Here is a 23048-nt window from a genome sequence, read left to right as displayed (position 1 = left end):
TGGTCACCCCTTGTCGGAAAGGTCTGTATGCGGATCGGGACGCGGATGTTCCCCGGGCGCGGCCGGGGAGCCATGCAGGAGGGCGAGAAGCAGCAGGGCACCCGCGGCCAGGACGGTGCCGCAGACGACGAACACCGCCGGAACGGACAGGATTTCGGCGAGCAGCCCGCCGAGGAGCGCGCCGAGCGGCATGGCGCCCCAGGCACACAACCGGGACACGCTCATCACCCGGCCCTGGAGGTTCTCCGGTGTCAACCGCTGGCGTAGCGACATCACCGGGATGTTCCAGCCCATCATGAAGACGCCGTTGACGGCCAGCGCCAGCCCGGCGAGTACCGGGTCGGGCGCCGCTCCCAGCAGGACGTACGCGGCCCCGGACGCCGCGAGGGACCAGAAGGCCAGAGGTACGGTGGGCAGCCGGTCAGCGGCCCGGGGCGCCAGCCAGCTGCCCACGACAGCGCCCAGCGACCCGGCGGCCAGCAGCAGTCCGTAACCGGCGCCGTTCAGCCCCAGAGTGTGGTCGCTGAGCAGGACCAGCATCGAGAAGGTCGCCGAGAAGACCAGTCCGTACAGGGTGCTCGCGGCCAGCGTGAGCCGTAAGGTGCGGTGGCGCAGGACGAAGCCGACGCCCTCCCGGATGTCCCCGAGCACACCGCCGCGACCTTCCCCGCGCGCCTCTGCGGAGCGTGCCCCGTCCGGTTCCGGTGCGCGCCCGGTGCGGGCGAGCGGTGCGAGGCCCAGCAGGAGCAGCGCGGCCAGCGCGTACAGCGCTCCGCCCGCGGCCAGCGCCGCCGCGGCGGTCAGCCCCGCGAGGAGACCCGCCACAGGCGGCCCGGCCGTCTCGTTGAGCACGATCTGCGCCGCCGACAGACGCCCGTTGGCCCGCTCCAGATGCCGCTCGTCGACCAGGCGCGGCAGCATCGCGGGGGCGGCGGTGTCGGCCAGTGTCTCGGCGATGCCCAGCACGAACGCGAGCGCGTACAGCAGGACCAGCGGCCGGTCCTGCGCAAGCACGAACGCCGCTCCGGCCAGCGCCACGGCCCGGACCGCGTTGCTGCTGAGCACGAGGCGTCGTCGGTCCACCCTGTCCACCAGGACGCCCGCCGGAAGCGCGAACAGCAACCACGGCAACATGTTCACGGCGGTCAGACCGGAGACCGCCGCTGGATCGGGGTGCTGTGCGACGACCAGCAGCGGAAGCAGCGTCCGTGTGATGCCGTCGCCCGCGTTGGACGCCGCCGCCGAGGCCAGCAGCCAGCGGAACGGGCGGCCCAGGTCCGGCCGTCCAGCGGTGCGTGTGCTCTGTGGCGCGGTGCTAGCCAACGACGCCACCCTCATGCCACCTGCGCAGTCCCAGCAACTGCTCGCCCAGCTCCGTCAGCCGCGCCGGCCCGTACAGCTCTGCCTCCTCCTTGCGGACGCCGCCCTCCGGGGGGTGCGGCGGGACGCGGTCTCGCCAGAACCGCACCCGGGCCTCGCGCAGTTCGGCGTTCTCCTCCCAGGCCGGCGCCATGGTCAGGTACTGCGCCATGCGGACCCGCCGCTCGGAGATGTTCGGGTGCACACCGTGCGGCAGCAGACTGTTGAAGATGATCAGGTCGCCGGGCGCCACTTCCGGGGTGGTGATCGAGTAACCGGTGATGTCCGGTGTGAACGGGTCACGCTCGGCGGGCTGCCGGCTCACCCACTTCTCCCACTCGGCGAAGATCTCCGGCACACACTGGAAGCCGCCGATGTCCTCGTCGCCCGCGGTGAGCGAGAGCACGGCCTGACAGCTCACCGGCAGTGGGTCGGCGGAGGTGTCCACATCCCAGTGGACGAACCCGCCGAACGCCCGCTCGCCCCGGTTGGGCGGGTTGACGTTGGCGAAGTCGATGGTCACCCACAGCTCGTCCATGTCCCAGATGTCGGTGAACGCCTCGTACACGCGCGGTGTCTGGCGCACGTCCCACTGGGCCTGGTGGTTGTACATCTCGACCAGTCCGCTGTGGCCGGGCAGCCGGTCGTTGCCGGTATGCGGCGACGTCCAGGTCGAGGGGTCGTCGGGGCGCATGTCGAGGAAGGATCGCAGGCCGTCCACAAGCGCGGCGACCGTTTCGGGCGCCACCGCCTGACGGACGATCACATAGCCCTGCTCGGTCCACTGGGCCCAGTCGGCGGGGGACAGGACACGCAGCGGCTGGGTCTTGCGGATGTCGCGCAGTTGGGTCGCGGGCACGTGCACTCTCCAAGGGAACGACGCCTGTACAGGATCTGGTGGGCGGGGATCACTCGACGATCAGGCGGCGTCCGGGCAGTACCACGGCGTTCAGTTCCGTCTCCGCCATCAGCTTCAGGGCCTCGTCGAGGTGGTTGAGGATGGGCATGCCGCCTCCGTTGGCACTGGTGTTGATGAGGACGGGCAGCCCGGTGCGGTCGCCGACCGCGTGGCACAGCCGGTGCAGCAGCGGGTGGGTGTCCTGCCGTACGGTCTGCAGGCGGGCCGTGCCGTCGATGTGCCGCACCTCGGCGAGCCGGTGGGACTCCTCGGGCCGTACCCGTACCGCGAACAACATGCTCTCGGTGTGGTCCAGGGGGCCGGTGAAGTAACGGTCCGCGACCTCCGCCGGGCAGATCGGCGCGACCGGTCGGAACCATTCGCGTCCCTTGATCGTCTGAGACACGTGCCGGCGGGCGCCGTCCCAGTGCGCCGACACCAGCAGCGAGCGGTGCCCGAGCGCCCTCGGCCCCGTCTCCATGCCGCCCTCCAGCCAGGCCAAGCAGCGCCGCTCGGCCAGCAGGTCCGCGACCGCCCGTACCAGTGCGTCGTCGTCGGCGAGTGCACGAGCGGACAGCCCCCGGGCACCCAGCCGCGTGGCCAGGCCGTCGACCGGGCCCGCACCCGCTCCCTCCCCGGACGCGGTCTCGGATACGCGGGCGGGTGACAGCCCGTGCCGTGGCGGCTCGTCCAGTCCCTCCAGCGGTGGCCCGGCGTACGCAAGCCGCGCCCAGCCCGAGCGGCCCGCCAGAGCCGGACGCTCGGACGGCTCCGCGACGGCCAGTGCCGCGCCCAGCGCGATGCCCGAGTCGTCGCAGCAGGTCGGGACGGAGACCCGGGTGAACTGCCCGGACTCGGCGAGGCGGCTGTTCGCGGTGATGTTGAGTGCGCAACCGCCCGCGTAGCACAGCGTGGAGTAACTCGGGAAGCGCCGACTGATGCCGGTCGCCAGCCGGGTGAGGTCCCGCTCCACGGCGGACTGCAGGGTGGCGGCGAGATCCCTGCAGACCCGTTCTTCGGGCGAGGTCCCCACCATGGTCGTACGGCCGTCCGCGGTGCGGATCTCGTCGGGGAACACGGAGCCGAAGGAGTGCACCACGTCGTCGTCCGAGGAATCGGCGAGGCCGGCGTCCAGATAGCCGCCGCTGACCGGGTCGTACTCCCACCAGGTGTCGGCGTAGCGCAGCGCCGAGCCGGTCAGCCGGTCCTCGTCCAACTGCTCGTACAGGTCGGGCGCGGCGCGCCGAGCGGACTGCGGGACCACCATGGCGCGCAGCACCGGCAACAGTGAGGCGTCGCTCTCGCCGGTCGCGGCCAGGCCGAGCAGCTTGCCGGTGTCGAACTGGCTGCCGTGCACCCGCCGGGCCAGCGCCTCGTAGACCAGACCGAAGCGCGGGCCGCCGCGGTTGGTGAACGACATCACCGGGGTGAGCTGGTCGCCGTCACCGAGACAGACCATGCCGCATTCGGCGTAATTGCCCGTCCCGTCGAGGGCGAGCACCAGGGCCTTACGGGCACCGGAGGTGTAGTAAGCGAGCGCGGCGTGTGCGTAGTGGTGGCGTACGGCGACGAGCGTGATGTCGCCGAGCCCCTCGGCGAGCGGCCAGTCCACCGGCTTGATCACCCGGGTCACCGCGTCGGCGAGACCGATCCCGCCCGTGGCCGTCCAGCGTGCGTCCTCGTTGACCAACTCGACGAGCGCCGGCGGCAGGACCCGGCACACGGGCGTGTACCAGTCGGCCACCGCGACCCGGGTCACCGGGCTCGCCGCCCGCTCCCGCAGCTCCGCCAGCCAACCGGCCGCCGCCTGTGGGAAGTCACCGTTGCCCCCGCACACGTGGCGCAGCTGCAGTCGGCGTTCCGCCTCGATGATCAGGTAGCCGTCCGCGTCGGTCAGGGCGGCGCCCGCGTCGTGGCCGAAGTGCATACCTATCGTTGCCATGAGCCTGTTACCTCTTGTTTCAGCCGGCTGCGGGGGACCCGTGGACCGGCGGCCCGCTCGTGGCGGGCCGCCGGGGACATCTCCGGGGTCCGCTCACGACAGGGCGGCGAGGCTCTGCGCGTGGTGCCGCTCCAGGAGCCCCTGCACCACCTCGCGCATGTAGGCGCAGTAGCCGGGGGACATCACCTGGATCGAGCCGTTCTCCTCCTCCAGTGCGCCCGCCGAACCACCCGAGCACGTCCCCTGCAACTCGCAGCCCTGGCAACCCGGTCCGTTGGTGTAGGCGCGCATGCCGTAGTCCTGGTAGGCGGGGGAGGCGAAGATGCCCTGCCAGTCGTCGATGGTGCCCAGCACGCGGGCAGTGGCCTTGCAGGCGAAGACACTGCCGTTGGGTTCGATGGAGAGCTGCCGGCCGACCGCCGGGCATGTCTTGTAGTCGGCCTGCGATGCCCACTTGGCCTCGTCGATGATCATCTGGAAGGTCTGATACCAGTAGCCGCTGAGCTGCACTCCGCGCTCGCGTCCGTAGTCGACCGCGGCCAGCAGCCGCTGTGCCACGTCGTGCGGGCTGTGCTGTTGGAAGAACTCCTTGGCCTGGAATGAGACGATGACGTCCAGGGCGTCCAGACCCGCCTCGGCGACGAAGTCGATCAACGGATTGCCCCACTTCTCCCAGGTGTACTGGGAGAGGACCGTCGTGATGCTGACCGGGACACCCGCGGCCTTCATGTCCAGGATCGCCTTGCGGACCACCGGCCACGGAGTGCGCTGCTGCTGTCCGCCGCGGAACTCACCGGTTTCCGGCACCAGGTAGTCGATGGAGACCGTGGTGTCGACCCGGTGCTCGGCGAGTGCGGCCAACAGCTCGTCGTCGATACGGGAGCCGTTGCTCGTCAGGTCGTAGGACAAGGTGACCCCGTCGTGGCTGTCGCCGAAGGTGCGCAGCACGTGCAGGATCGTCCCCCGGGCGAGTGTGGGCTCACCGCCGAAGAAGGACACGGTCAGATGGCCGCCTCCATTGGCCTTGCGCAGCGCGATGGCTTCCTTGATCGTCTTCTCGGCCACCTCGCGCGACATGTGCATCGACGGGTTGCGGCCGGCGTCCGAGCCGTGGTTCCAGTCACCGCTCGCCAGCGTGGGCCCCGAGTCCTGGTGGGCCGGACCGGATGCGTCCTCCCGGGAGCGGCGCAGCTCCACGAGCACGGGGCCGGGCTTCACGGACTCGCCCGAGGTGTTGCGCTCCTCCACACCGCCGTCGAAGTTGTACGCGAAGCAGCCCTGACAGGAGAAGTTGCAGGCGTTGGTGAGCACGAGCTGGATGGAGGAGTGGAACACGCCGGTGTCCAGCACGTCCCTCCGGCTCTCCAGCAGGCCGTCGATCTCCTGAGCCTCGTCGTGCCCCGCCTCGACAAGGAACCGCGCCTCCACGAGGTCGCGCAGCGCATCCTCGTCGATCCGCTCCCGCAGCCGGTCCACGCTGAGGCCCTGGGAAGCATCCCGCAGGAGTTCGACCACGTCCTTGTCGATGATCCGCGCATTCCCGTACAGCGAATGAAAGGCCATGGTTCGTGCGTCGCCCTCATAGGAATTGAGGCGCCCTCCGAAAGACGTGAAATCCCGGTCACCCGAGGCACGCAGAGTGCGGACATAACGCGAGGCCTGATACACCGAATTCTGCATGCTGAAAACTTCTCCCTGCGTCTCACGGCTTTCGGTACGGTGCGTGGCACGGCCGTGTCCGACGGCCCGGCCGCGAAGTACGGCGGGGCGTCACACGGCTTCGGCGAAGGGGATTTCGGCCGGGCGGCCCTCGGGACGCGGACCGACCCTGTCGTCGGGTTCGGTCCGCGCGACTGCCCGGGGCCCGGCCAACCGGACGGAGCCCGGATCAGCCTCAGCGCCTAGGCGGAGGCGGACTCTTTCCGCTGCTCGGCAGGGGTGGCGTCAACCCCCGCCTGCTTGCGGACGGGCGTGATGGTCGGCGCGTTGCCCTTGTCCGGGGAGACGAACGCGCAGGGTCGCGACGACGCCGTGACCGCGGGGCGGACGACCTTCCTGACTTCGGCCATGTGGCCTCCTCTTTAGCTACGGGACACAACGCTTTCTACTGAAGCAGAAGAAAACAGAGGCCGATAAGTCTTGATCAGGACATGCTCGATCAACGGACCGCCGCACGGCTTACCTCGCGGAACAGATCTTTCCGCTTTCCGGATGAGCCCTGGTCGATCCGGCTTTCGAGCCGCTGCATTTCTTGATCGGAATTCCGGCGCGACGGCCGGTCGATCCCTTCCGGTTCCCCCGTACGACTCGGAGCGAGACAAATTCCGGCCAGAAGGGGGCGCGGCCAGGAGCCGCTGAACTCGGCGGGCGGGGCGGAGAGGCGCACGAACTCGGGCCCCGCGAACAGTCGCCGTGGCCGGCCGTTCCGGAAAGCGGTGAGCACAGCGGCGCTTCGGCGGCGCGCTGTGCACGGCACTGCGCCCGCTTCCCGCCCGCCGTGCCCTGGGATACGGACGGGGATACGGACGTGCATGCCCGGCTGCCACCGTCGGCGCCGAGGTCTCCGTCGATCCGGTGCGGTGGCGGCGACGTTCCCGAGGGGCCGGGTGACACCTGCGAAGCCCCGCTGTTGTCCGAGCGTGCTGTTCTCCCATCGATCGGAGTTGCTCGACGAGCGGGACGGGACCTGACGGGGGCGAGCGCATGTCGCACCCCGAAGACGCTTGGACCTCGCGGTTGAACGGCGGCATGTGAACCGTGCCACCGGGGTTCTCCGGGGCACCGTGACCTCGGCATCGGCGTCAGTATCAGCAACGTGGGCGTTCAACGCTCACGAAGGGCTTGTAGCGGTCCGGCACGCCAAGCCGCTGCATGGGGGTCTGCCCGGTGCCCGCGGCCTGCTGCCTGTATCTCGGTGCCGACTCAGGCAGCGGCTGAGGGCTCCCTTCTGCCAGACGACGAGGCAAGCTGTGCGTCGCTGGACGTCATCACTTGGCTTCGCGCCGACGAGCCGTGTCTGTGGACGGCACAGTAGGAGACAGGGCTGTTTTGAACGGCCCTTTTTCTGTTGCCCGCGCGCTCCCACTGTCTCGTCGGAGAGGGGAGGGGCCTGCATTCTGGGTTCTTATGCCCGGGTTCCCGTTCCAGTGGACGGTCGGGGCGGAGCCGTCCGGGGTGCGTTCGGATCGGGCTTTCTTTGGTCGATGACCAGGGGCCATGCGGCGATGTCCTGATAGCGCCGATGGCCCGGGTGGCCGCTCGCCGTGCTGCCGACCAGGTGGAGGCGTTCGGTGTGCCAACGGCGTCCGGTGAAGCCGTCCAGGCGGGCGGCTACCGCCGTCACGGACGCGGTGTCGTGGCGTCGGGCGCGGGCCAGGGTGAGGTGTGGTCGCAGCGGACGTTCGGCGAAGTCGATGCCGCAGTCCCTGACCCGCGCCCGTACTGCGTCGGCCAGCTCGTGCAGTCGGTCGAGATCGCCCTCGATGCCGGTCCACAGCACTCGCTCGTCGAAGTGGCCGCCACCACGCAGTGCCAGCTCGACGGAGGGTCGGGCGGCCGCCAGGTCGGCGAGGGGCGAACGAAGCCGCTGGACGGCGTGCAGTGGCAGCTCGCCCAGGAACGCCAGGGTGATGTGCCAGTCCTCGATACGGTTCCAGCGCAGGCCGGGGTAGGCGGCGTAGGCCGGGCTCAGCGCGTGCGCCAGTTCGTTCTTCGCGTCGTCGGGCGGCGCGAGGGCGATGAACGCGTGCTGGGTGGCAGTTCGGGGTGGTTCGGACACGGGTGTCTTCTTACCTCATACGAGTCCGGGTCTGGAACCGGAGCTTGGCTGCCTGGACTGGACGCCGCGGGACGCCGCGTCCAACCGTCGGAAGGGTGTCAGGCGTTGCTCCACCCGGTCGTGCTGGAGTAGGCGTCCACCAGGTCCACGACGAAGACCAGGGTCGAGCCCGGCGGGATCAACGGTGAGGGGGACTGGTTGCCGTAGCCGAGGCGTGGGGGAACGACGAGTTCGCGCCGGCCGCCGACCTTCATGCCCCTCACTCCTCGGTCCCAGCCCTTGATGACCCTGCCGCCGCCGAGGGCGAACTTGAACGGCTCGCCCCGGTCCCAGGAGGCGTCGAACTGCTTGCCGGACTCGAAGGTCACTCCGACGTAGTGGACCTTGACCACCATGCCGGGCTTCACCTCGGGCCCGTCCCCGACGATCAGGTCCCGAATGGTCAGCTCAGCAGGGGCGTCGCCCTTCGGAACATCGACCTCGGGTTTCGTCAGTTCACTCATCGCCGTCTCAGCACTTTCGTCGGTCGGGGTCCTTGGGCAGACCTCGGTGGACGCATGGACGCCCCATGCGGCAGATGTCACGCTACCTGGGGCGATGTGCCATGAGGGCGGTCAAGACGAGATGGCGTCGACCGGACTGCGCCGGACCGCACTCTCCGCTTGGCCGGGGTGGGCCGGTGCCGCCAGCTGTCGTGCCAGGCTGTTCCGCAGGCTCGTGAGGCGGGCGATCTCCGCGTCCAAGGCGTCGATACGTTGCTGGACGACGCCCGGCGCGGACCCCGGCACGGGTGCGGTGCAGGTGCGGTCGGGGTGGGTGAGGAGCAGGTCGATGCGGTCGGCGCAGGCTCGTACGTCCGCCACGGTCAGGCCGAGCGACAGCAACTGGCGGATCGCGCGGACTCGCGCCAAGTCCTGTGCGCTGTAGTGACGTTGGCCTGTCGTCGTGCGGCGCGGTGGTGGGAGGAGGCCCCGCTCCTCGTAGAAGCGCAGAGCACGCGGGGTGGTTCCGGCGGCTGCCGCCGCGTCTCCGATGCGCATGGGGGGCTCCCTCTCGTCGGGGTGCGGACGGTCAGACGTTCACGACCAGGGTTCCGAAGTGCCGGCCCTGGTGCAGTTCCTGCAACGCCGACGGAGCCCGTTCGATGCCCGGGAGCGCCACGTACGGGTAGACGATGTCCCCGGCGCGGAGCCAGTCCGTCAGCCGCTCGCGCCACTCCTCCTCCACCCCGGGGTGATCGACGGTCTGGTAGCCGAGCAGTGACACGGAGCGCTTGATGAGGAGGAACGTGTCGATCGCGGCAGGTGAGGTGGAGCCGGCGAGGGCGGGGTCGAACTGCCCCGACAGTGCGCCGACGACGCCCACGCGGGCGCCAGTTCGCGTCAACTCCATTGCTGCGGTGAGCTGTTCACCACCGACCTTGTCGATGATCACGTCGTAGCCGTCCGGGGCGGACAGCAGCGCCACCGGGTCGGGGTGCCCGGCGGGCACGATCTGTACGGCGCCCGCGTCGACGACCGCGTACTCGCGCCAGCCGAGCATGTGGGTGACGAGGGTGCCGACCGGGATGTCCGCCCCGCCCGGACCTGTCGCCACCACCTCGCCGAGCGCGGGGCCGAAGAGCGGTTCGCCGGGCTTCAGCGGTGGGAACGGGAACCCTTTCGCCTCCCGTGAGATCAGTGTGCGCAGTCCTGCGAAGACGAGGAACTGGCGGTTGCGGAGGAGTAGTTGCCCGGGGGAGGGGTGGGGTACCGGGGCCTTGGTGACCCGGAAGTGCTTAGGGCCCGGCAGCGCCGAGGGGACGTCGGCCAGCTGTACCTCGAGACCGGTGGACGGTGCGGACATGGGGGCCTCCGGGGACCGTTGGGGCTATGCGGTGTCCGGACGCTAAACCCTGACGTGCGGGTGAGGGGCAAGGCCGTCCGCAGAAGGTGAGGGGGAGGAGGCACAGGTGGCCGCCGGACTGGCCCGTGTTGGTGCGGTCCTGGCGGTGGCACGGGGCGAGGGGCGGCTGGAAGGGCTGCCCTCCGGCGAGCCCAGGCCCAGGCCCAGGCCCGGCGCCCAGGCCCAGGCCCCACCGCCATGTCGCGTCTGGGTCCTTCCCACGTCTCGTAGCCCCGAGGACACTGGTGCGCAGCTAGAGACCGTCAAAGGGGGAGCGGACTCATGGCCCGACGCAGGACTCGTCGCTCCGCCGCGCGCGCCCGGCGGGTGGCTCGGTTGCGGGTTGTCGCGGCGCTGGGCGTGCTGCTGCTTGTCCTCCTCGTCGCGTACTGGTCGCGGATCTGGGTCTACGTCACCGTTCTGCTCGCCGTCGTCGCGCTGGGCGCGGGCGGGTGGTGGCTGTGGCGCACCGACCGGTTGTTGCGGCGTGGGGACAGTGCCTGGCGTCGGGATGAGGCGGTCAGGAGCGGGCATCGGTCGCTCGCCGAGGTGGATGCCGTGACCGGGACGCAGTTCGAGTACCTCGTCGCGGAATTGTGCCGCCGTGACGGGTGCACCGAGGTCCGGCGCGTCGGCGGCAGCGGTGACAACGGCGCGGACGTGGTGGGCCGCCTGCCCGATGGCCGCTCCATGGTCATCCAGTGCAAGCGCTACGCGCCCACCAGCAGTGTTCCCAGCCGTGAGATGCGCGATCTGCTCGGTGCTCGGATGCACTTCAAGGCCGACGTCGCCGTCTTCGTGACCACCACCCGGTTCACCGCGCCTGCCGAGAAGTTCGCCGACGCCAACGGCATCCTCGCCCTGCACCGCGACCTCCTCGGACTGTGGAACAGCGGTGCGGCGCTGCCCTCGCTGGCCGCCGTCAGCGGCTCCGGTCAGGGCGACCGCCGGCATCGGGCGCGCTGGAGAAGGACCTATGTGCGGTGACCACGGCCGCCGGTCAGTGGCCCCCACGTAGCGGCTGACCCGCGGTGGGTCGGCCGCAGCCGAACGCCGCCTCCACGAAGCACTGTTCGTACGCCGCCTGCGCCCCCTGGGCAAGGGCGCGCTCCAGGCAGGCAGTGGACGCAGGGGCCTGCCGGGACCAGCCCTCCCGCAGCAGCGACACGATGAACCCCGCCAGGAACGCGTCGCCGCACCCCATCGTGTCGCGCATCGCCGAGGGGTCCGCGGGGCGTGCCGGGACCGTGAGTGTCGTGCGGCCGTTGTGGACCATCGCTCCGTCCAGGCCGCGCGTGGCCAGCGCCATGCCCGCGCCCCGGTCCACCACATCGGCGAGCAGCGTACGCGTGGCGGGCTCGGAGAGGTGGGAGCAGGAGAGGAGCGCCAGGTCGATGTACGGGCAGACGCGGTCGAGGTACGCGGGGGTGCGGTACTCGTCCTCGTCGGAGAAGTCGAAGCTGAGCAGTGGGCCCTTCGTGGCCAGGGCAGGGAGCTGGGGTTCGGTCGCCGAGTAGACACTGGAGTGGACGAGCGCGAAGGAGGCCGCGTAGGTCAGCAGCGAGGGGGACAGGACGAGCGCGTCCCGGATCGTGCCGGCCTCGTAGCCGAGGAACGTGCGGTCGCCGTCCTTCGCGTGCAATGTCGAGATGGATGTGGTGCCGGGACGGGTCGGGCTGCGTTCCACCGATACGCCCCGCGCCGCCATCGACTCGCGGAGGAAAGTGCCCAGTTCGTCGTCGCCGAGGATTCCCAAGTAGGCTGCTCGGAGGCCGAGTTGACGCGCATACACCGCTACGTTGACGCAGTTGCCCCCGGGGTAGTCGGTGCCGCGGTCCACGAAGCGGTCGATGGTGTTGTCGCCGAGGCCGAGGACGCTCGGGCCGCGCCGGTCGTCGTGGTCGGTCTGGTCGTGCGAGACGTTCAACGGGATCTCCCGGAGGGCGCGCCGGTGCCGGTGCCGATGCGGCAGCGGTACCGGCGCGCTGGACAGGTTGACGGGGACTGGTTGACGGGGACTGGTTGACGGGGACTGGTTGACGGATACGGAGATGGGGACGGGGGAGGAGCGGAACCGCCGCTCGCGTCAGTAGTCCATGACCCGGTAGTAGCGGCGCAGGTCGAGCGAGTGGTCCCGTACGCGCTCCAGGTGCTTGCTCACCCGGTCCATCACGGTGTCCATGACCAGCGGGGAGAGCAGGCCGCGGAACTCCGGGCTGATGCCTTCGAGGGGGTAGTCGCGGGTGTCGAAGACGGTGACGTCCTTCGATACGCGCTTGGCGAAGGACTCGGCGCGGTCGGTGAGCGGGCGGGTCTCGTCCTCACCCTGGAAGAGGATCACGCTGGTGTCCTCCTCCAGCAGCTCCAGCGAGCCGTGGAAGAACTCCGCGCTGTGCACCCGGGTCGTGCGCAGCCACTGCATCTCCTCGAGGATGCACATGGAGTACAGGTAGGTGAAGCCCCACAGGTTCCCGCCGCCGATGAGGAAGTGGTAGTCGGTGTCCTTGTGCGCCTTGGCGAAGGCCTCCGCGACCGGCTCCGCCTGGCGTGAGACGTCGACCAGGACGCGGGGGAGGGACGCGAGGTCGTCCGCGAGGCGCTCGTAGCCGTCGAACTCGCCTCGACGCGACAGCAGTCGGCCCATCAGCAGCAGCATCTGCACGTCGAAGGGCCACGCCTTCGGTGCCGAGATCAGAGCCGTGTCGACGCTCTGCGCGACCGGGGAGTCGGCCATGCCGGTGAAGCCGATGGTGTGCGCGCCGCGGGACTTGCAGTGGTCGATGGCGCGCAGGCTGTCCTCGGTCGTGCCGGAGACGGAGGTGAAGACGGCGATCGTGCGCTCGCCGAGGAAGGCGTCGCCGGAGACGGCCAGTTCGGCGGCGATGGCGGCGCGGACCGGGAGCTTCGAGGTGCGGCGGGCGAGGTGCTCGTAGGGCCACATCTGGGCGTAGGTGCCACCCGCTCCGACGAGGAGGACGTTGTCGTAGCCGTCGTCGACGAGGCGGTCGACCAGCTCCTCTATCTGCGGGCGGAGCGCCACGAGGCTCTCCGTCTGGGCGACGAACTCGGCTTCGTTGAACTTGAGCACGGTGAGGTTCCTTCGAGGGTGGAGGGGTGCGAACGAGGGTGGATGAGGGTGGAGGGGGGTGGAGAAAAGGCGCGGGGGCCGGGTCCCGTCAGGCCGCGCGGCGCCGCGAGAACACGACGTTCGCCGCGGCGATGAGCAGACCGCCGACGAAGATCAGCGTCCCCATGACGTTGACCTGCGGGGGCACGCCCGTACGGCTGGCGCTGTAGACCCACAGCGGGAAGGTGACCGTACGGCCGGCGTTGAAGCTGGTGATGATGTAGTCGTCGATGGACAGGACGAAGCAGAGCAGGGCGCCCGAGACCACGCCGGGCAGCAGCGTGGGGAGGGTGACCAGGCGGAACGCCGTCCAGGGGCCTGCTCCCAGATCGCGGGCCGCTTCCTCGAGCGTCGGGTCGTGGCCCGCCATACGTGCTCGTACGGTGATGGCGACGTACGGGATGCAGAACGCCACGTGGGCCAGGACGACCGTCCAGTAGCCGCGAGGTACGCCCAGCACGATGAGCAGCGACAGCAGGGCCGCACCCAGCGCGATCTCGGGTGCCGCGATCGCCGCGAAGAGGAGCAGGTCCACCGAACCCCTGCCGCGGAAGCGGTAACGGCCGAGGGCAAGGCCGATCGGGGTGCCGAGCAAGGTGGCGACCACGGCCACGATCAGCGCGATCGTCAGGCTGTTGACCAGTGCCGAGGTCAGGTTCGGAATGGCGAACAGGTGCCGGTACCAGTCCAGGGTGAAGCCCTGCCAGGTGAAGTTGACCTTGCTGTGCGTGTCATTGAAGCCGAAGAGGACCATCACGGCCACCGGCAGCAGCAGCCAGAGGAGGACCAGGGCTGTCCACACGGTCAGGGTCGGGCGGCGGCGTCGGCGGCGCCGTGCGCGTGCGGCCGGTGTGCCCACCGGAGGCGCGACAGCGGACGTGGACGTGGACGTGGTCATGGACGTGGTCATCGCGCGGCCGCCTCCAGTACGTCGTCGGTGCCCAGGACCCGGGCGTAGGTGAACACGGCAAGGAGCAGCGCGCCCATGAGGACGAAGGAGAGGGCGGCGGCGCTGGGATAGTCGAGGTTGGTGAAGTACTGGGACTGGATGATGTTGCCGATCATCGTGGTCGAAGGGCCGCCCAGGATGGCCGCGTTGACGTAGTCCGACGAGGCGGGCACGAAGGTCAGCAGCACCCCGGCGAAGACACCTGGCAGCGACAGGGGCAGCACCACGCGCAGGAAGGTGCCCGCCCGGGAGGCGTACAGGTCGGTGGAGGCCTCAAGGACCTTGGGGTCGATCCGCTCCAGGGCGACGTACACCGGCAGCACCATGAACGGCAGGAAGTTGTACGTGAGGCCGCCGATCACCGCGTACGGCGTCGCCAGCAGATGGAAGTCGGCGGGGAGCAGGCCCGCGTCCTTGAGCGGGCCGAGCAGGACACCGTGGTCGGCGAGGACGACGTTCCAGGACTGGGTGCGGATGACGAAGGAGACGAAGAACGGCAGCAGGATCAGGAAGAGGAAGAGTGACTTGTGGCGGCCGGCGCGGAAGGCGATCCAGTAGGCCACCGGGTAGCCGATCAGCGCGCAGGCGGCGGTGGCCACGGCCCCGTAGCCGAGGGAGCGCAGGAACTGCACGTGGTAGGTGCTGATGACGTCCGCGTAGGTGGCGAAGTGGAAGGTCTGACGGAAGCCCTCGATGAAGTCGCCCGTCTGGAGCGACAGGGACACCATCACGATGACGGGCATGACGAAGAAGGCGGCCAGCCACAGCCAGCCCGGCAGGATCATCCAGTAGGGGGCCAGCGCCGCCGCGCGGCGGGGCCGCCGCTTTCGGCTCGGGCTCAGGCCTGGTAGATCGGCTCGAACAGCTTGTTCCACTGCTTCTCCTCCTCCTTGTCGAGCACCCGCAGGCGGCGCAGCTTGGATTGGTCGGCCTCGGTCGGGAAGACGAGCGGGCTGGTGCTCAGGGCGTCGAGCACGGTGCGTCGTTTGCCGGTGGCGGCGGCCGCGTCCTCGGCGACGACCTGCTGCGCGCCGGGGACGGGGCAGACGAACTGCACGGTCTCGCTGATCCTCGCGGCGACCTCGGGCCGGTAGACGTAGTCCATGTAGGCGAGGGCGTCGACGGGGTGGGACGCGGACGAGGGGATGCAGAGGTTGTCGGTCCAGAGCAGACCGCCCTCGTCGGGGATGACGAACTCCAGCTTCGATCCGCTCTGGTTGGCCTGGAACACGTCGCCCGAGTAGACGAGAGAGGCCGCCAGGTCACCGCGCTGCAGTGAGGACTGGTACGTCGCCGTGGAGTAGGAGCGGACCATGCCCGCGTCCCGTTGCTCCCTCAGCCAGGCCGCCGCCTTGCGCCAGTCGGCGTGGGTCGACGTCTCCGGGTTCACGCCGATGGCGAGCAGGCCTACGTTGCCCATCTGCACGGCGTCGTTCCACATGCCGATCCTGCCGCGCAGCTTGGGGTCGCGCAGATCCTGCCAACTGGTGATCTTCCGGCCGACCTGGGCCGGGTCGTAGCCGATGCCGGTCATGCCGGACTGCCAGGGCACGGTGTAGACGTTGCCGGGGTCGAAGGAGGAGTCCTTGAAGACGGCGCCGCCGTGCCGGGCGAAGGTGGGGAGCCGGCTGTGGTCGAGCGGGGCCAGGTAGCCGAGCTCGATGTACTTGGTGAGGTAGCTGTCCCCGCCGACGACCATCAGGTCGTACCCGATGCCCTGGCCCGAGGCGAACTCGGGCTGGATCTTGCCGAACCAGGAGGCGCTGTCGTCGATCAGCTCGTGGTAGCCGACCTTGACGTCGAACTCGCGGGTGAAGGCGTCCAGGGTGGGGTGCTTGCTCTGGTCGGCCGGGTCGACGTCGATGTACTGCGTGTAGTTGACGAAGTCCAGCTTCCCGGTCTTCTTCTTCCCGTCCCAGAAGTCGCGGACGGCGGCGGCGATCTCCGCCTTGCCGGTGGGTACGTGGACCCGGGCGCCGGCCACGCTGCACGCGGCGAGCGGGGTGAGCGCGGCGGCGCCGAACGCGGCGCGCAGCAGGCCGCGCCGGGTGAGTCCGCGGGGGAGCGGTCCGCGCGGCCGGGGCGCGAAGGGGGTGGAGTGCTCGGGCATGGTGGTGGTCCGCCTGTCGTCGGTCAGCGCGAGGTGAGGGGGACGGGGGTCGCGTCCGCGGCGGCTGCGGGTGCGGGTGCGGTGGAGAGCGGATAGGAGTGGTCGGCGGGCCAGGAGAGCCAGACCGTTTCCCCGCGTTCGGGGGAGACCGGGGCGGTGCCGTCGTTGGGCTGGAAGACCGTCATCTCGACGCGCGCGCCCGCGTCCGTTGTGACGTCCGTGTCCACCGTGTAGCTGGTGGAGGTGCCGAGGTAGACCACCTCCCGGACGGTGCCGCGGACGCGGCTGGCGGTGTCGACGGGGCCGGTCGTCAGCGTGATCTTCTCGGGCCGGACGGTCATCTCGACCTCCGTCCCCGCCGTGCGGTTCGCGTCGCCCAACCGGACGGTGAGGCGCTGGCCGTCGCTCAGATCGACGACCCCGCTGTCCCCGTCCACGGCGCTCAGGCGTCCGCCGATCAGGTTCGACGTGCCGATGAACCCGGCGACGAACGCGGTGGCGGGCCGCTCGTAGACCTCCCGGGGCGGGGCGACCTGCTCGACCAGGCCGTTGTTCATCACCGCGATCCGGTCGGACATGGTCAGGGCCTCGGCCTGGTCGTGCGTGACGTAGATGAAGGTGATGCCCACCTCGCGCTGGATCCGCTTCAGCTCCAGCTGCATCGACTGGCGCAGCTTGAGGTCGAGGGCGCCGAGTGGCTCGTCGAGGAGCAGCGCGCGGGGCCGGTTGACCAGGGCGCGGGCGAGCGCGACCCGCTGCTGCTGGCCGCCGGAGAGCTGGCGGGGGCGGCGGTCGGCCTTGTCGGCGAGTTCGACGGTGCGCAGGATCTTCTCGACCCGGTCGCGGATCTCGTCCTTGGAACGCGCTTGCGACGCAGTCCGAACGCCACGTTGTCGGCGACGCTCAGGTGCGGGAAGAGCGCGTAGGACTGGAAGACCATGTTGATGTCGCGCTTGTTGGCGGGCACGCCGACCATGTCCCGTCCATGCAGCAGGATCTGACCGCTCGTCGGCTCCTCGAATCCGGCGATCATCCGCAAGGTGGTGGTCTTTCCGCACCCGGAGGGGCCGAGCAGGGAGAAGAACTCGCCCTCGCCGATGGCGAGGTCGACGCCGCGGACGACGGCCGTGTCCCGGGCGCCGGCCCCGTCGAAGTACTTGACCACGTCCACGAGGGTGATGGCCGGGCCTGTGGCCGGTGGCGGCGGCGAGAGGGTGTCGGGTGCCATCCGTGGTACCTCCGGTGTTCGGGACGTGGAAGCGGGGCGGCCGACCGTGGACGCGGACATGCCGAGGTCGGCCCGGAAAGACGGGAGCAAGGCAGGGGGAGACAGGGGAGGTCGCCGCTCGGACGAGCGCAGGAGAGCCCGTCGACCGGTTTTTGATAACGTTACCAATCTGCTCGTACCTTACCCATCGGCTCTTGCTCTCCGTCAATGGTTGGATGGAGGCGGATTTCACCGACCGTTCCCTCGGCGTCCGCCGAGCCGTCCCCGCGAGAGACCGCCCATGTCGAACACCGCACGGCCGCCGCGGCGCGTCACCATCCCCGACGTCGCCCGGCACGCCGGCGTAGGACAGGCCACCGCCGCCCGGGTCCTCGGCGGATACGGGTCGGCGAGCGCGGCCACCAGGGAACGCGTCCTCGCCGCCGCGGCCGAACTCGGCTACAGCACCAACGCGGTGGCCCGCAGCATGATCAGCGGCCGCACCCACACCCTCGGGGTGATCGTCGCCGACGTGGAGAACGCCTACTTCGCGCGCGCGGTGCGCGGCGTCAGCGACATCGCGGCCAAGGCCGGCTTCCAGGTGGTCCTCGCCAACAGCGACGAGGACGGCGAGACCGAGAAGGCCGCCGTGCAGCTGTTCATCGAGCGGCGCGTGGACGGCCTGGTCGTGGCGCCCGCCGCGGCCGACCACGACCATCTCGACAAGGCCGTCGCCTCGGGCATCCCGGTCGTCCTCCTCGACCGCGCCCTCACCGGCGCCGCCCTGGACACCGTCGTGGTCGACAACCGGGGTGCGGCCAAAGCCGCCGTCTCCCGGTTCACCGACGCCGGGCACACGCGGATCGCCGTCATCACCTCCGCCTCCGCCGACGCCGCCTCGGGCCACCTGGCACCCGGCGCGGACATCTGGACCACGACCGAGCGCCTCACCGGCTACCGGCAGGCCCTGCGCGCCGCGGGCATCCCGCGCGGGGCGGAGGTGATCCGGCACACCGGGTACGACCGGGCCTGGGCGCGCTCCGTCGTACTGGAGCTGATGACCGGGGCCGACCGCCCCACCGCGCTGTTCACCACGGACAACGTGGCCACGCTCGGCACCCTGGACGCCCTGCTCGACCTCGACGCCCGCATCCCCGACGACGTCTCCGTCATCGGCTTCGACGACGCCGAATGGGCCACCCTCGTCCGGCCGCGGCTCAGCGTGGTCAGCCAGCCGGTGCAGGAGCTGGGCGGCCTCGCGGCGGACATTCTGGTGCGCCGCGTCAACGGCTCCGAGACCCGGCCGCGCCGCCATACGCTGCGCACGAGTTACGTGGAGCGGGAGTCGACCGGGCCCGCGCCGGGTCGGGTTCGGCCGCTGGGGGCGCCGCCGGAGGGGTGAGCGGAGCCGGGCCTTGCATGGGGGGACGAGTTGCCGGGGGCCTGGGCGGCCTTCGCGGACACCGGTGATTTCGCCGATGGCGTGTGGGGGCCGTCGCAGGACTCTGGTCGGACCAGACACCCGCACCTGTCAGGAGGGCTCCATGGGCTCCGCAACTCGTCGTTCCCCGCGCCGGCTGCTCGGCGTGCTGGCGGCCACGGCCGTCGCGTTCACCCTCTTCTCGTCGGCCACGGCGGCGGGCGCCACCGCACCCGAGGCGACGCCCGCGCGAGCCGCCGCCGCTGTGCAGCCGCTCTCCACCAGCACGCCGGTCGTCTTCGTGCACGGTTACACCGGCAGCGCCTCGAACTGGGTCACCGCGATGAGCGTCTTCCGTGCCAACGGCTGGTCGAGCTCCAACCTCTTCGCCTACGAGTACAACTCGTACGGCAACAACATCACCAACGCCCAGGGGCTCGCCTCCTACGTCAACACCGTGAAGGCGCGGACGGGGGCGAGCAAGGTCGCGATCGTCAACCACTCGATGGGCGGCCTGGTCAGCCAGTACTACCTGAAGGTCCTCGGCGGCAACACCAGCGTCAGCCACCTCGCCTCGATCGCGGGTGCCAACCACGGCACCACCTACGCCGGCGCCTGTCTGATCTACACAACCTGCCAGCAGATGTACCCGGGGTCGTCGTTCATCTCCCAGATCACCGCCGGGGACGAGACGCCCGGCTCCACCAGGTACGCCACCTGGTACTCGGCGTGCGACGGCATCATCCTGCCCTACACGAGCACCCGGCTCGACGGCGCGACCAACAACAACGTGGTCTGCCAGACCCACATCGGGTATCTGACGGACACCGTCGTGCTCGGGCAGATCGCCCGGTTCGTCGCTTCCTGATCGTCCGCACTGCCGCAGTGACCGCCACTGCCGCGGTGACCGCCCCCCGGCTGTCCATGACCCGGCGACCTATAGTCGATCACATGAGTCGTTGGCAGGAACTGACCGGTGGGACGTCCGGGGAAGAGTACGCCGCCCGCTTCGACGCGCTGCGCCGAGGCGGGAAGGACGTGCACGGCGAAGCCGCGTTCTGCGCGGCCCTCGTGCCCGTCGGGGCCCGGGTCCTCGACGCCGGGTGCGGTACCGGGCGGGTCATGATCCGGCTGGCTGAGCTCGGGTACGACTGCGTGGGGATCGACCTGGACGCCTCGATGCTGGACGTCGCGCGGGAGCGGGCGCCGCACCTGCCCTTCCTCCAGGTCGATCTCGCCGCGTTCGACCCGGCCCCGCTCGGCATCGCCCCGGACCTCGACCTCGTGGTCGCCGCCGGCAACGTCCTCCCGCTGCTCGCGCCCGGCACGGAGGCCGAGGTGGTCAAACGCCTCGCCACGGCCCTCCGCCCGGGCGGTCTGCTGGTAGCCGGGTTCGGGCTCGACGCGGCGCACTTGCCGGTGCCGCCCAGCATCACGTTGCCGGAGTACGACGCGTACTGCGCCGCCGCCGGACTCGAACGCGTCGATCGCTTCGCCACGTGGGACGCCGCCCCGTACGCCGACGGCGGCGGCTACGCGGTCAGCGTGCATCGCCTCAGCCAGTGACCAGCACTGTGGTGCGGCGGGTCAGTGGTGCGTCAGCCAGAAGACCAACAGGGTGATCAGACCGCTGCCGGAGCCGAAGCAGAGACCGCGCAGCGCCTGTCCCAGCGCGACACGGCGACGGGCGCGCAGCCAGTCCAGCGCCCTGGCGAGGGCGGCCGGAGTCCCGCCGAGGCGGTGGACAGCGCGGCGCCGGAGATTACGCGTCATGGAGAGGTCCTTCATCACTCGGACGGTCGGCCGGTTGGTCGGCCGGTTGGACGGCCGGATGCGGTGAGGAGGTCGCCTTCGCGAGGAGCCCTGCGCCCCGTGGGCCCACGCAACCGGGGGCGCGTCAACGGGCACCTCGCCGTGGTCGCCGTCAGCCGCGGCTGTGCTCGCGCAGGACACGCGCAAGGCGGCGGTCGGGGCGGGGCACGATCACGCAGGGCGCGCCGTCGTCGGCGAGCCGGTCGACCTCCATCTCCAGACCGCCGGTGAGCGGAGCGGCCTGGCCGGGCGCGGGTAGACGTAGCGGGCGAGCGCCTCGATCCGGTCGAAGAAGGCGTCGTCGAGACGGGTGCCGAGGTCGTTGTTGACCTGGTGCCACCAGTGGGCCGCCTCGCGCTGCTCGCCCAGGGCGGTGTGGTGCAGGTGCAGGCAGTACGCCGCCGCGCGGTGTCCGGCGCCAGCGGCCAACTGCCACCAGAACTGCGCCGATTCGGGGTGCTGACCGGTCAGGTAGAGCAGCGAGGCGAAGACGGCGGCGCCCTCGACGTCGAGGTTGTCCTCCTCCACCGGCAGGTCGGGGTCGCCATGGGCCAGTTGGTCGACGTGGTGCGCGGCGTGCGGGGCGCCGAGGATCCACCGGGCGATCACGGTCAGCCGCTGTCCGGCCTGCGCGGCGCGCCGGCTGTCGTCGGCGGCACGGATGCGGCCGGCGTCGACCGCCAGCCTCTCCAGTGCGGCGCCGACGTCGAACTTGCTGGGCGTGCTGACCGGCATCGCCGCCTCGGCCAGCACGTCGTCGATCGTCTTCATCGTTCCCCCCTGGATGGATCGGTGTTCTCCGCGTTCTGGGTGATGTGCTTGATTCGCTCGATCGGCGTGATCGGCGCCGTCCTCCTGCGGCGGTCCCTGTCGGTGGGCAGATCGAGCAGGACGCGCAGGCGCTCGCGCCCTTTGCGGACGTGGTAGTCGACGGTGCGCGGGTCCAGGCCCATGTAGCGGGCGATACGCGGCACCGGGTAGTTGAGCACGTACTTGAGCACGATCGCGTTGTACTGACGGGTGGGCAGTTCCAGCATCGCCTCGTACAGACCGGCGTTGCTGGGCGCCAGCTCCATCTCGGCGCGTATCGCGCGCAGGTTGCGCGATATCGGGGCATTGATGACGAACGCCGGGGGACGCCGCTCCGCGGTGAGCCGGCTGGTGACGTGACGGCTGAGGACGGCCATCGTCCGCTGCTCGATGTCGGCCTCGGTGAGCAGCTCGTCCCAGGATGCGAGGATCTCCAGGAACACGTCGTGGACGACGTGTTCGGCGACGGAGCGGTGGCCGAGGTGGAGTTCGGCGAAGGCGTGGAAGAACTCCTGCTGGACCAGGTAGAAGCCCTCGAAGTCGAGGGGAAGTCCGGTGCTGGGCGCGGAGATCGGGTTGCGGCCGCCCCGTGCGGGGGTGCCGGACGCGTCCGTCAGCGCGTGATCGTCGTTGGTCACGCGGGCCTCGCAGTGATCATGTGCCTGTCCCTGTGGTGCGGAAACGATGGCGCGTGCCCCCACCAGGGGCGCTCACCAGTGAGCCAGGCGGCTCATGTGACCACCATGTCGAGAATCGCGCCCGCTCACGCATGGCGGCGCGAGGAAATATCACTTAATGATCATGGTTGGCTGCGGAACGTGTTCACGATTGCCGCACAACAGTCCAGAAGGGGGCCGTGAGCAGCGAGAGTGAACCGGCGTTCACCCGCACATGCGCGCCTCGGGGGCATCAAGTGGTCTTCATCACAACCGAGTTGGGCGAACCCGGGCAGCACCGAAAGCGCTCGGCGCACCGAACCGCTCGACACGCGTCCCCGATCTCACACGAGTGACATACGCCAGGAGTACGTGAAGCTCCCGTGGCCACCCCGTGAAACCGATGTCAGTGGGGCCGCTTATGCTGCGCGAACGATCACGCGGGACCTGGGGAGGGCGCGGCATGTTGGGCAAGCTGTTCGGTAAGGGTGGGGGCGGGGGCGGGGCGCCGGCGGATCCGTACGCCCTGGCGGCCCCGCGCAAGCGGTCCCACGGCGTCTACCGGCTGCGGGCTCTCGGGGACACGCGCGTCCTCGCTCTGGTGGAGGCGGCCGACGCGGGGGACTGGGACGCGGTCAAGGAGCACCTCGCCCCGTTCGACCTCGGGCGCGACCACCTCGTCCTCGACGAACTCGCCGGTCTCGACAGTGTGCAGGACTGGATCGGCCGCGCCATCGAGGAGGACAAGGAGCACCGGGCGACCGCCTTGCTGATATCCGGCGCGCGTCACATCAAGTGGGGCTGGGAGGCGCGTACGGGCGCCTACGCCCACGACGTCACGCAGGAGCAGTGGCGCACCTTCCGCGAGCGGCTCACCATCGCCGAGGAGCAGCTCTTCGAAGCCGCCGAGCTGCGGCCCGACTGGGTGACGCCCTGGCGCCGCCTCCTCACGTCCGGCCGCGGCATGTCCCTCGGCCCCGCGGTCAACGAGGTCCGCCTCGACGCCGCGTTGCGCCGTGCCCCGCTCGACCTGGAGACCCACGTCGAGTGGATCTCGTACCTCCAGCCGCGCTGGTCCGGCGAACCGGGCGCGGCC

At 70.4% G+C, this 23048-nt stretch carries 22 protein-coding genes and 2 pseudogenes; 5 read left to right on the top strand and 19 right to left on the bottom strand.

Annotated elements, in window-relative coordinates; translation table 11 throughout:
- Positions 1-3: 3 nt before the first annotated feature.
- The 9 genes from N5I75_RS15200 to N5I75_RS15160 all read right to left on the bottom strand — a co-directional run bounded on the left by N5I75_RS15200 (position 4) and on the right by N5I75_RS15160 (position 9822).
- The gene (locus N5I75_RS15200; protein WP_476677779.1) at positions 4-1323 is read right to left on the bottom strand and encodes an MFS transporter; all 1320 of its coding nucleotides are present in this window, start codon (positions 1321-1323) and stop codon (positions 4-6) included.
- Positions 1316-2218 (bottom strand): phytanoyl-CoA dioxygenase family protein, encoded by a 903-nt coding sequence (locus N5I75_RS15195; RefSeq protein ID WP_476677777.1) that lies wholly within the window; start codon positions 2216-2218, stop codon positions 1316-1318. Before N5I75_RS15195 ends, N5I75_RS15200 begins: the two co-directional genes overlap by 8 nt.
- A 49-nt stretch (positions 2219-2267) precedes the next feature.
- Positions 2268-4199, bottom strand: a complete 1932-nt coding sequence (locus N5I75_RS15190) for a carbamoyltransferase C-terminal domain-containing protein (protein WP_476677775.1) — start codon at positions 4197-4199, stop codon at positions 2268-2270.
- Positions 4200-4292: 93 nt separating this feature from the next.
- Complete coding sequence (locus tag N5I75_RS15185) at positions 4293-5762, bottom strand: radical SAM protein (RefSeq protein WP_476677773.1); 1470 nt, start codon at positions 5760-5762, stop codon at positions 4293-4295.
- 338 nt (positions 5763-6100) lie between these two features.
- Positions 6101-6268 carry a hypothetical protein gene (locus tag N5I75_RS15180; RefSeq protein ID WP_476677772.1) on the bottom strand — a complete coding sequence of 56 codons (168 nt, stop codon included), beginning with the start codon at positions 6266-6268 and terminating at the stop codon, positions 6101-6103.
- 1055 nt (positions 6269-7323) lie between these two features.
- Positions 7324-7977, bottom strand: a complete 654-nt coding sequence (thpR, locus tag N5I75_RS15175) for an RNA 2',3'-cyclic phosphodiesterase (RefSeq protein ID WP_476677771.1) — start codon at positions 7975-7977, stop codon at positions 7324-7326.
- Between the two features lie 98 nt (positions 7978-8075).
- Complete coding sequence (locus N5I75_RS15170; protein ID WP_476677769.1) at positions 8076-8480, bottom strand: FKBP-type peptidyl-prolyl cis-trans isomerase; 405 nt, start codon at positions 8478-8480, stop codon at positions 8076-8078.
- A 111-nt stretch (positions 8481-8591) separates the two neighbouring features.
- A complete protein-coding gene (locus N5I75_RS15165; protein ID WP_476677767.1) occupies positions 8592-9017 on the bottom strand; it encodes a MerR family transcriptional regulator in 426 nt (141 codons plus the stop codon).
- Positions 9018-9048: 31 nt separating this feature from the next.
- The gene (locus tag N5I75_RS15160) at positions 9049-9822 is read right to left on the bottom strand and encodes a zinc-binding dehydrogenase (protein WP_476677766.1); all 774 of its coding nucleotides are present in this window, start codon (positions 9820-9822) and stop codon (positions 9049-9051) included.
- A gap of 321 nt (positions 9823-10143) precedes the next feature.
- On the opposite strand from N5I75_RS15160, the gene N5I75_RS15155 reads away from it, so the two are divergent.
- Positions 10144-10848, top strand: coding sequence for a restriction endonuclease (locus tag N5I75_RS15155; protein WP_476677764.1), 705 nt, complete (start codon positions 10144-10146; stop codon positions 10846-10848).
- Positions 10849-10861: 13 nt separating this feature from the next.
- Here the strand turns inward: N5I75_RS15155 and N5I75_RS15150 are convergent, their stop codons facing one another.
- The 7 genes and pseudogenes from N5I75_RS15150 to N5I75_RS15120 all read right to left on the bottom strand — a co-directional run.
- On the bottom strand, positions 10862-11788 hold the full coding sequence (locus N5I75_RS15150) for a PfkB family carbohydrate kinase (RefSeq protein WP_476677763.1): 927 nt from the start codon (positions 11786-11788) through the stop codon (positions 10862-10864).
- 159 nt (positions 11789-11947) lie between these two features.
- A complete protein-coding gene (locus tag N5I75_RS15145) occupies positions 11948-12949 on the bottom strand; it encodes an SIS domain-containing protein (protein ID WP_476677761.1) in 1002 nt (333 codons plus the stop codon).
- 88 nt (positions 12950-13037) lie between these two features.
- On the bottom strand, positions 13038-13886 hold the full coding sequence (locus N5I75_RS15140) for an ABC transporter permease (protein WP_476677759.1): 849 nt from the start codon (positions 13884-13886) through the stop codon (positions 13038-13040).
- 8 nt (positions 13887-13894) lie between these two features.
- Positions 13895-14812: an ABC transporter permease gene (locus N5I75_RS15135; protein WP_476677757.1), complete on the bottom strand. Its 918-nt coding sequence runs from the start codon at positions 14810-14812 to the stop codon at positions 13895-13897.
- Positions 14776-16047, bottom strand: coding sequence for a polyamine ABC transporter substrate-binding protein (locus N5I75_RS15130; protein WP_476677756.1), 1272 nt, complete (start codon positions 16045-16047; stop codon positions 14776-14778). Before N5I75_RS15130 ends, N5I75_RS15135 begins: the two co-directional genes overlap by 37 nt.
- 23 nt (positions 16048-16070) lie before the next feature.
- Positions 16071-16709 (bottom strand): ABC transporter ATP-binding protein, encoded by a 639-nt coding sequence (locus tag N5I75_RS15125; protein ID WP_476677920.1) that lies wholly within the window; start codon positions 16707-16709, stop codon positions 16071-16073.
- 90 nt (positions 16710-16799) lie between these two features.
- A pseudogene (locus N5I75_RS15120) lies at positions 16800-17275 on the bottom strand (ABC transporter ATP-binding protein); the annotation flags it as partial.
- A gap of 280 nt (positions 17276-17555) precedes the next feature.
- On the opposite strand from N5I75_RS15120, the gene N5I75_RS15115 reads away from it, so the two are divergent.
- From N5I75_RS15115 to N5I75_RS15105, 3 genes are all read left to right on the top strand, one after another.
- A complete protein-coding gene (locus tag N5I75_RS15115; protein ID WP_476677754.1) occupies positions 17556-18656 on the top strand; it encodes a LacI family DNA-binding transcriptional regulator in 1101 nt (366 codons plus the stop codon).
- 142 nt (positions 18657-18798) lie between these two features.
- Complete coding sequence (locus N5I75_RS15110; RefSeq protein WP_476677752.1) at positions 18799-19542, top strand: esterase/lipase family protein; 744 nt, start codon at positions 18799-18801, stop codon at positions 19540-19542.
- Positions 19543-19625: 83 nt separating this feature from the next.
- Entirely contained in the window at positions 19626-20240 is a 615-nt protein-coding gene (locus N5I75_RS15105) for a class I SAM-dependent methyltransferase (protein WP_476677750.1), read from the top strand.
- Positions 20241-20261: 21 nt separating this feature from the next.
- Here N5I75_RS15105 and N5I75_RS15100 read toward each other — a convergent pair whose 3' ends face one another.
- From N5I75_RS15100 to N5I75_RS15090, 3 genes are all read right to left on the bottom strand, one after another.
- Positions 20262-20447 carry a hypothetical protein gene (locus tag N5I75_RS15100; RefSeq protein WP_476677748.1) on the bottom strand — a complete coding sequence of 62 codons (186 nt, stop codon included), beginning with the start codon at positions 20445-20447 and terminating at the stop codon, positions 20262-20264.
- Between the two features lie 210 nt (positions 20448-20657).
- Entirely contained in the window at positions 20658-21257 is a 600-nt protein-coding gene (locus N5I75_RS15095) for a hypothetical protein (protein ID WP_476677746.1), read from the bottom strand.
- Entirely contained in the window at positions 21254-21934 is a 681-nt protein-coding gene (locus N5I75_RS15090; protein WP_476677744.1) for a sigma-70 family RNA polymerase sigma factor, read from the bottom strand. The genes N5I75_RS15095 and N5I75_RS15090 overlap by 4 nt, the downstream gene beginning before the upstream one ends.
- Before the next feature lie 481 nt (positions 21935-22415).
- Here N5I75_RS15090 and N5I75_RS15085 point away from each other — a divergent pair.
- A pseudogene (locus tag N5I75_RS15085) lies at positions 22416-23048 on the top strand (hypothetical protein); the annotation flags it as partial.

The sequence above is a fragment of the Streptomyces sp. R818 genome, assembly GCF_056172735.1.
Note: the sequence above shows the minus strand (reverse complement) of the source record. Positions and strands in the feature narration are given on the sequence as shown.

Bases quoted from the DNA above. Each gene is read 5' to 3' on its own strand.
- N5I75_RS15190 (WP_476677775.1), bottom strand. From the start codon at position 4,199: ATGGCAACGATAGGTATGCACTTCGGCCACGACGCGGGCGCCGCCCTG.
- N5I75_RS15185 (WP_476677773.1), bottom strand. From the start codon at position 5,762: ATGGCCTTTCATTCGCTGTACGGGAATGCGCGGATCATCGACAAGGAC.
- N5I75_RS15180 (WP_476677772.1), bottom strand. From the start codon at position 6,268: ATGGCCGAAGTCAGGAAGGTCGTCCGCCCCGCGGTCACGGCGTCGTCG.
- N5I75_RS15170 (WP_476677769.1), bottom strand. From the start codon at position 8,480: ATGAGTGAACTGACGAAACCCGAGGTCGATGTTCCGAAGGGCGACGCC.
- N5I75_RS15165 (WP_476677767.1), bottom strand. From the start codon at position 9,017: ATGCGCATCGGAGACGCGGCGGCAGCCGCCGGAACCACCCCGCGTGCT.
- N5I75_RS15160 (WP_476677766.1), bottom strand. From the start codon at position 9,822: ATGTCCGCACCGTCCACCGGTCTCGAGGTACAGCTGGCCGACGTCCCC.
- N5I75_RS15155 (WP_476677764.1), top strand. From the start codon at position 10,144: ATGGCCCGACGCAGGACTCGTCGCTCCGCCGCGCGCGCCCGGCGGGTG.
- N5I75_RS15140 (WP_476677759.1), bottom strand. From the start codon at position 13,886: ATGACCACGTCCACGTCCACGTCCGCTGTCGCGCCTCCGGTGGGCACA.
- N5I75_RS15130 (WP_476677756.1), bottom strand. From the start codon at position 16,047: ATGCCCGAGCACTCCACCCCCTTCGCGCCCCGGCCGCGCGGACCGCTC.
- N5I75_RS15125 (WP_476677920.1), bottom strand. From the start codon at position 16,709: ATGCAGCTGGAGCTGAAGCGGATCCAGCGCGAGGTGGGCATCACCTTC.
- N5I75_RS15115 (WP_476677754.1), top strand. From the start codon at position 17,556: ATGTCGAACACCGCACGGCCGCCGCGGCGCGTCACCATCCCCGACGTC.
- N5I75_RS15110 (WP_476677752.1), top strand. From the start codon at position 18,799: ATGGGCTCCGCAACTCGTCGTTCCCCGCGCCGGCTGCTCGGCGTGCTG.
- N5I75_RS15105 (WP_476677750.1), top strand. From the start codon at position 19,626: ATGAGTCGTTGGCAGGAACTGACCGGTGGGACGTCCGGGGAAGAGTAC.
- N5I75_RS15100 (WP_476677748.1), bottom strand. From the start codon at position 20,447: ATGACGCGTAATCTCCGGCGCCGCGCTGTCCACCGCCTCGGCGGGACT.
- N5I75_RS15095 (WP_476677746.1), bottom strand. From the start codon at position 21,257: ATGAAGACGATCGACGACGTGCTGGCCGAGGCGGCGATGCCGGTCAGC.